We start from the raw sequence: 1,959 nt of genomic DNA, 5'->3' as shown, positions 1-1,959 counted from the left end.
TGAACTTTCGCGCAGATTCTGCGGTGGGAATGGGCAAAGAACCAAACATCGGGGCGGTGCTGTTCGATCATGCTATCCAGGTCTGAATGAAAGGCTGCCGACAGCGTGTCGATCTTTCCGGCAGCGGCCGGATGCGGGCCGTGATGCGTGACGACCACGATCTTACCACCCTTTCCGATTGGATGGGGGCTGGCCAGGCTATCATCCAGCCAGGCGCGATGAACCTGATGCACACGCAGTATTTCTCTCGGTTTCAGGCGGCGCTGTTGCCACATAATCGGGAGGTCTTCCCAGGATACTCTGGGATCAACCGGTACTCCAATCCAATCATAATCCGCCATGCCCCGGTCAGCTTCCTGCATCGCAATGGAGGCCTCGCCAGACAGATTAAAATCCGTCCACAGTGTGCAACAAAAGATCCGCGTATCGCCATGCAGCAGCGCCTGTTTCTGCACAAAATGCGCACCGGCGTTCTCTGCCGCTTTCTTCAAACCAAGATCGTCGCTCAGAAGCCCGCCGTAATAATCGTGGTTTCCGGGCAGCGCATAAATCCGTTCCGGTTGGATAAATTTGGACAGATACCGGAACACCCGTGCCCAGTTTTTAGCCGGCCCGTTTGTCAGATCGCCGGCGAGGATCAGGGCATCGGCGTTCCAGATGATATCCTGCAGCGCACACATCTTAACCGGGCACAGGGCGAAGCGGCGGAAACTGTCATAATGCAGGTCACCAAGGACCACGATTTTACCGTTATGGTACGGAATTGTAAGGTAATTCATGATGTGACCTCAGTTCAATGGTGGACGGTTGGCAAGGGTCTGCGCGCGGTCCAGCATGCGGCTGACGGTGCGCAGGCTCAGCTCGGAACTGCTGATCGCGCCGCAATCAAAGACATCCATCAGCGCCCCCAACGCAGGGTCTGGCAAAGCACGGCGTTTCCCTTCGATCTCTGCGAACGCGCGCAGCTGATCCGGGGTCAGGCCAGGCAGATCCAGAACAACACATCGGCTTTGCAGCGGCGATGGCAGGCCATGCCGGCTGTTCGCCGTCATCACCCAATTCACCCAGGACATATCAAACCTGATCTGGAAATACGGGCATTCCCAGGCTTGCGCCGTCATGCGTTCCAGCAGCGGCAACAGCGCATCTGTCAACGTGTGGCGGGATCCTTTCGTTGATGTCACCTCCCCAGTTTTTTCCACCTCATCGACGATCACAAGTGGCCCAGCGTGCTGTTCCGACAAGACGGTGTGAACCAGCTTTCCTGGCGAAGCATTGCCCCAACCTTTCTGGGTTCCAACCAGCGAGAATGACCCCGGCTCCCCTGTGGCTTCAATCGTCGTGGCTGGCACCGCCAGGTGATGTGCCAGGCGCCGGGCCCAATGACTTTTGCCGATGCCGGGCGAGCCAACCAGAACCAGCGGATGGAACCACAATCCCGGCAAACCCTCCAGGGCAGAGGCGCGCAGACCATGCCAGACCTCTTCGGTTGCGCGCGCCATCCAGGGCATCTCGGCATGCAGGGCGGCAGCAATTTCATCCGCCTCATGTTCCGTTTCAATCCGCGACACAGGCAGGCCACCGCGCAATGGGGCCAATTTGACTTTCGCATCAGAGTTCAGATGGGCCATGCCGGATTTGTTTCCCAGCAGCTCCAGATACCGCAGGGCCCGGCGTTCAATCTTGAGACGGTCAGGTTTTTCGATCAATTCGCGCCAGTTGGGGATTTTATGCGGATTGAGCTTCACGGCCGTCAGGTTGTTGTCCTGCTTTAACGCCCGCAGTGTCCGCAGGAACATCTGCAGGCGATTTTCAATGACGTGAACGCTTGGGAGCTCGCCAATGAACCTGATGGGGCTGACGGGGATCAGAGTGGTGGAACGAGTCAAAACAGAATCCTTTCAAAGCCAGGCAAACCTGCCCGGCGCATGGCCACGACCCTGATGGGGGCGGCTGATG

The 1,959-nt window shown here is 57.8% G+C and carries 2 protein-coding genes; both read right to left on the bottom strand.

What is annotated here, in order from left to right:
- The coding region (locus tag H1D41_RS18205; protein WP_228850260.1) for a metallophosphoesterase at positions 1 to 779 on the bottom strand (779 nt) is incomplete at its 3' end.
- Between the two features lie 9 nt (positions 780 to 788).
- The gene (locus H1D41_RS18200; protein WP_228850259.1) at positions 789 to 1,889 is read right to left on the bottom strand and encodes an AAA family ATPase; all 1,101 of its coding nucleotides are present in this window, start codon (positions 1,887 to 1,889) and stop codon (positions 789 to 791) included.
- Between the last annotated feature and the right edge of the window lie 70 nt (positions 1,890 to 1,959).

It is taken from the genome of Halocynthiibacter styelae, from assembly GCF_016123485.1.
In the GTDB taxonomy this organism is placed as follows: domain Bacteria; phylum Pseudomonadota; class Alphaproteobacteria; order Rhodobacterales; family Rhodobacteraceae; genus Halocynthiibacter; species Halocynthiibacter styelae.
The sequence above is the reverse complement of the archived record's forward strand: the minus strand, read 5'-3'. Positions and strand labels throughout refer to the sequence as shown.